At 35.4% G+C, this 5,385-nt stretch carries 5 protein-coding genes; 3 read left to right on the top strand and 2 right to left on the bottom strand.

Features of this window, described 5'->3' with window-relative positions; all coding sequences use genetic code 11:
- Nucleotides 1–226 precede the first annotated feature (226 nt).
- A complete protein-coding gene (locus AAKU52_RS17000; RefSeq protein ID WP_354335757.1) occupies nucleotides 227–517 on the top strand; it encodes a hypothetical protein in 291 nt (96 codons plus the stop codon).
- On the opposite strand, the gene AAKU52_RS16995 is transcribed toward AAKU52_RS17000, so the two are convergent.
- Complete coding sequence (locus tag AAKU52_RS16995; RefSeq protein ID WP_354335755.1) at nucleotides 492–1,688, bottom strand: metallophosphoesterase; 1,197 nt, start codon at nucleotides 1,686–1,688, stop codon at nucleotides 492–494. The genes AAKU52_RS17000 and AAKU52_RS16995 overlap by 26 nt on opposite strands.
- 251 nt (nucleotides 1,689–1,939) lie before the next feature.
- Here AAKU52_RS16995 and AAKU52_RS16990 point away from each other — a divergent pair, with 251 nt between their 5' ends.
- On the top strand, nucleotides 1,940–3,625 hold the full coding sequence (locus tag AAKU52_RS16990) for a sodium:solute symporter family transporter (RefSeq protein ID WP_354335753.1): 1,686 nt from the start codon (nucleotides 1,940–1,942) through the stop codon (nucleotides 3,623–3,625).
- 47 nt (nucleotides 3,626–3,672) lie between these two features.
- Complete coding sequence (gene uxuA, locus AAKU52_RS16985) at nucleotides 3,673–4,842, top strand: mannonate dehydratase (protein WP_354335751.1); 1,170 nt, start codon at nucleotides 3,673–3,675, stop codon at nucleotides 4,840–4,842.
- A gap of 64 nt (nucleotides 4,843–4,906) precedes the next feature.
- Here uxuA and AAKU52_RS16980 read toward each other — a convergent pair whose 3' ends face one another.
- On the bottom strand, nucleotides 4,907–5,242 hold the full coding sequence (locus tag AAKU52_RS16980) for a substrate-binding domain-containing protein (protein WP_354335749.1): 336 nt from the start codon (nucleotides 5,240–5,242) through the stop codon (nucleotides 4,907–4,909).
- Nucleotides 5,243–5,385: the final 143 nt, after the last annotated feature.

Raw genomic sequence — 5,385 nt, 5'->3', positions numbered from 1 at the left:
AAATACATAAAAATATCCTAAATAACAAAAAAAACAAGTGTAATTTATTGTTAATCAATTAGTTAAATCACATATTGCCTTGCAACGGTCTTTTATTTTTAATACAAAAACGATTTCTGTTGTCAGAATTTTAAGGTGTAATACATTGTTATAAAAAATTATTAAATAATTATAGAGATTATAATAATAAATTAATATATTTCTACGAAATAAAATACACTAAATCATGACGTATAAATATAAAATAGAGGAGTTTTTAGAAAATCTTCCAGTTAAGCAAAACAAGATTTTGGTCATTCAAATTCCTGAAATATTAGGTGTTTCTTACAATACGTTTCGTAATTATTGCAAAATCCCATTGAACAGTAAAAAGGACATGCCTTATGAATGTGTAAGAAAACTGGAAATTCTTTTTGGTATGCAACATGGAGAATTAACCAATACACCTACTGTTGGATCGCATTATTTAGAATTGGTTAAAAGGGTGCCTGTTATGAAACTGGAGGAAGCTTTCTAAGGGTAATGACAGTGATTTCGGGCCAGATACCAATTCTTCCAGAAAAGCCGAGGAAGCCAAAACCGCGGTTAATATTCAGGTAACGATTATTTTCTTTTTTTATACCTGCCCAATGCGCATAACGATATTTTACGGGACTCCATTTTATCCCGAATGCTTCCAGTCCAAACTGCATGCCATGTGTATGCCCGGATAGTGTGAGCTGAATTTTTACAGGGTAATTTTTCACCTGTGCTTCCCAGTGTGAGGGGTCGTGAGAAAGCAGGACTTTAAAGTCATTAACGTTAACCGACTTTAGTGCTTTTTTAAGATCTCCGCGTTCACCAAATCCTAATCCCCAATTTTCAACCCCTGCAAGAATTATTTTTTCTCCATTTTTATAAATTATTACATGCTCATCTAATAATAAGCGGTAACCCATTGTGGCATGGTGGTTTTTTAACTTTTGTAGATTAGCACGCTTATTTGCATCATTTTTCCATTTAACATAATCACCATAATCGTGATTTCCCAAAATAGAAAATTGGCCATGCGGCGCTTTGATTTGTGAAAAATAACTCATCCATGGCAGTACCTCACTTGCTTTGTTGTTGACCAGATCGCCTGTAAAGACAAATAGATCTGAAGATTGTTTATTAATAAGGTCAATTCCCTTTTGAATTGCTTTCGGGTTGTTAAAGCTCCCTGCGTGAATGTCAGATATTTGAGTAATAGTAAAGCCGTCAAAATTAGCTGGAAGGTCTTCAAAAAATAACGAATGCTTAATCACTCGATAGGCATATTTTCCATGGATCATTCCATAAATAAAGATTAATAAAGTCAACATCGAGACTAGGGACGCAAACTCTATCCAGTATAAATTTCTTGGATTTTGGGAGAAAATCCTGTAAATATCTCCAGGTAAAAGGATGGCAAAAAAAATAAGTTCAGTGCTCAGCAGTAAGAGAAAAGCATGGGTAGAAAACTTAAAAAAATAATCCATACCATGGTTTTGAATTCTTTTCAAAGCATATATCAATAACAAGCTGACCAGCGAAATAACCAGCCAAAATGATAAAGGTAATAATGGATTGCTGCTGTAGGTCTGAAGCCCTGATAAAACATAAACATGCAGCAGGAAATACAATGAAATAAATAAGATGACAGGAAGGAAGCTGGATTTCTTTTTCATGAATTTTTGTAAATACAAAAGTACATTTTATCTGCATTATTTTTATGCAAGTACAATTTGTAAGCATTAAGTCTCTCTTTTTGTTTGCCTAAAACCAGTAATATAATGACTCTTAATACTTATAGAAGTTGCGCATTTCCGAAAAAGTTATTAATAAATTACTAGAGATAACGTTTGCGTAAATTTTAGTTAACCTGTAAATGCGTCAATCTCCTAAATAATTTTATATTTGGGTTTACCAAATATAAAAAATGAGCGGATTACATACCTACGATTACATTGTTTTTTTTGTTTACTTCATCATAGTTTCGAGCTATGGTTTCTGGATATATTATAAGAAGAAGTCATTAATGAGTGATTCTAAAGATTATTTTCTTGCTGAAGGCTCTTTAACCTGGTGGGCAATTGGTGCTTCGCTTATTGCTTCAAATATTTCTGCCGAACAATTAATTGGGATGAGTGGTTCAGGATTTATACTTGGTTTAGCTATTTCTGTATATGAATGGATGGCAGCGGCGACATTAATTGTAGTTGCAGTCTTTTTTATGCCGGTTTACCTCAAAAACAAAATCTTTACCATGCCGCAGTTCTTGAGTCAGCGCTATAATGAAAAAGTAGCGATGATTATGGCCGTTTTTTGGTTAGTACTTTATATTGTAGTTAACCTGATGTCAATTCTTTATTTGGGTGCACTTGCAATCAGTGGGATATCAGGTCTGAATATTACCATTTGTATTTTTGCTTTAGCGATGTTTGCAATTTTCATCACCCTTGGAGGGATGAAAGTAATTGGCTATACAGATGTGATCCAGGTCTTTTTTCTAATACTAGGCGGTCTGGTTGCTAGTTACTTAGCATTAAATCTTATTTCTGATCAGCAAGGTGTTGTAAAAGGATTCACGATTTTAACACAGGGGGCCTCGGAGCATTTCCATTTGATTTTCAAGAAGGACAATCCACATTATATGGACTTGCCTGGCTTAAGTATTTTAATTGGTGGAATGTGGATTGTTAACCTGAATTATTGGGGTTGCAATCAGTATATTACACAAAGAGCTTTGGGGGCAACATTGCCTGTAGCCAGAGCCGGACTTTTGTTCGCTGCCTTTTTAAAAATGCTGATGCCATTAATTGTAGTAATTCCTGGTATTGCAGTATACTATATTGTAAAAGAAGATCTTGGTGGAATAAGCAGTGAAAACTTATTGACATCATCAGGTGTTCAGGATCCTAATAAAGCCTATCCTGCTTTATTAGGTTTGTTGCCAATAGGCTTAAAGGGTTTGTCCTTTGCCGCTTTAACGGCTGCAATTGTGGCTTCTCTTGCGGGTAAAGCTAATAGTATTGCTACTATTTTTACTTTAGATATTTACAAAAAGGCATTTGAAACTAATGCCTCAGAACGTAAATTAGTGAATGTTGGGAAAATAACAATTGTGGTTTCCATGCTGCTTGCTGTTTTATTATCCTTAATTATTGGAGATGCTTTAATGGGTGAAGGAAAACAAGGGTTCCAATACATACAGGAATATACAGGATTCGTTTCACCTGGTATTTTTGCCATGTTTCTTCTGGGCTTTTTCTGGAAAAAAACAACTTCGAGTGCAGCCTTGTTCGCTACAGTTGGTGGCTTCCTGTTTTCGGTAATCCTTAAACTTTTACCAGGATGGGTAGATCTATCGCCTTTGTATACTTACGGATGGGCGGTAGCCAACAGTAGTGGTGTGTTTGAAATTCCATTTATAGATAGAATGTTAATGGTATTTGTAACTTGCATTATTGGAATGTATTTCATTAGTATGTATGAAAATAAAAGAGGAGTGGTTACCAAAGGACTTGAAATTGATGCGAAGATGTTCCGGGTATCAACACCTTTTGCTATTGGTTCGTTAATTATTTTCAGTTTAATTGTAGCCTTATATACCGCTTTCTGGTAAAGCAATAAAAGCCGCTGAAAAATTTCATAGAATTATACTTTTAAATAATGAATAAACAAAAATTACTTCAAAGCTGGCGTTGGTATGGTCCCTCAGATCCGGTAACACTTCAGGATGTTAAGCAGGCAGGCGCAACCGGTATTGTTTCTGCATTACATCAGATTCCACATGGCGAAATATGGCCTGTAGAAGATATCTTGGAGCGTAAAGCTATTATAGAAACTGCGGGTTTACAGTGGGTAGTTGTGGAAAGCCTGCCTATACATGAAGCCATAAAAACACGCAGGCCTGAAGCATCGCTTTATATAGAAAACTATAAGCAATCCTTGAGCAATTTAGCGCAATGTGGTATTAAAACAGTTTGTTATAATTTTATGCCAGTGCTAGACTGGACGCGGACACAATTAGACCTCACCATGACTGATGGTTCTAAAGCATTGTATTTTAACTGGATTGATCTCGCTGTTTTTGATATTTACATTTTAAAAAGAACAGCTGCTGCTGCTGATTATAATGAAGCTATAAATAAACAAGCAGCGGAGCGGTTTAAAACGATGACGGATGATCAATTAGCTGCACTTAGGGTAAATGTGCTCATGGGCATACCAAATGAGAAGGAAATTGAAATAGACGCTTTGCGAAACAGTATCGATGAATATCAACAGATAGGTGCTACCGGTTTGAAAGAAAACCTGGTTTACTTTCTTTCCGCTATTGCTGAAGTTTGTGAGCGCACGGGTATAAAAATGGCTATTCACCCTGATGATCCACCATATCCAATTTTGGGTCTTCCACGTATTGTAAGTACGAAAGAAGATTTAGAGTACCTAACTAAAAGAGTTGACAAAGCTTTTAATGGAATTTGTTTTTGTACCGGATCTTTAGGTGCAGGCGTTAATAATGATTTGATTGAAATTTTTGAGGCCATCAAGTCACGTGTATATTTTCTGCATTTACGTAATGTTAGCAAGGATGAAGAGGGTAATTTCTACGAAGCAGACCATTTAGGTGGGGATGTAAATATGTATGAGGTCATGAAAGCCGTAACTGCAGAAAACAGTAAACGTGAAAGTCCTATTCCATTCAGACCTGATCATGGGCACCAGATGTTAGACGATTTACATAAAGTATCAAATCCAGGATATTCAGCTATTGGACGTTTACGTGGATTAGCTGAATTACGTGGTTTAGAATTGGGTATTACCGGAAATTATTAAATAGCAGGTATCACCTTTCTCTTCAAGTCTATACCAAATTTTCGGTATAGACTTGAATTTCAATTTAATCACGAACAAATAGATTGGTGTCTAAAATTTTACTCTCAAAATCATAGACTGGATATTTGCTTTCTATTAAGCTGATCAGCAAATCAGTGGCAATTTGTCCGATTTCGAAAGCTGGTTGCCTAACTGCAGTTAAAGGAGGATTTAAAAGGTCAAGAAAATCGGAGTTACTAAATCCAGTAATCGCCATATCTGTCGGTATTTTAATGTTTAAGTTTTTAAATACCGTTAAACAACCAATAAATAACCTGTCGCCTGCCACAAAAATTGCATCAGGTTTTTCCGGGAGGTTTAACAGGTTTATTATCGCATTTTCCATTTCATCATAAAACATGCCTCCATGGCTACAATTTTCTAGGTAGGTTTCATTAAATGGTATGTGGTCAGGGTCAACGCATAAAAATAGTTAAAAATCAGATGCTTGTTAACATTTTGTGGATTTCGTGTTAGGATTTTTTTGTTTGTTTTGCTTTATTT

It is taken from the genome of Pedobacter sp. CG_S7, from assembly GCF_040544395.1.
Taxonomy (GTDB): Bacteria; Bacteroidota; Bacteroidia; order Sphingobacteriales; family Sphingobacteriaceae; genus Pedobacter.
The sequence above is the reverse complement of the archived record's forward strand: the minus strand, read 5'-3'. Positions and strand labels throughout refer to the sequence as shown.

Excerpts from the sequence above, each read along its gene's own strand:
- AAKU52_RS17000 (WP_354335757.1), top strand. The coding sequence starts at position 227 with ATGACGTATAAATATAAAATAGAGGAGTTTTTAGAAAATCTTCCAGTT.
- AAKU52_RS16995 (WP_354335755.1), bottom strand. The coding sequence starts at position 1,688 with ATGAAAAAGAAATCCAGCTTCCTTCCTGTCATCTTATTTATTTCATTG.
- AAKU52_RS16990 (WP_354335753.1), top strand. The coding sequence starts at position 1,940 with ATGAGCGGATTACATACCTACGATTACATTGTTTTTTTTGTTTACTTC.
- uxuA (WP_354335751.1), top strand. The coding sequence starts at position 3,673 with ATGAATAAACAAAAATTACTTCAAAGCTGGCGTTGGTATGGTCCCTCA.
- AAKU52_RS16980 (WP_354335749.1), bottom strand. The coding sequence starts at position 5,242 with ATGTTTTATGATGAAATGGAAAATGCGATAATAAACCTGTTAAACCTC.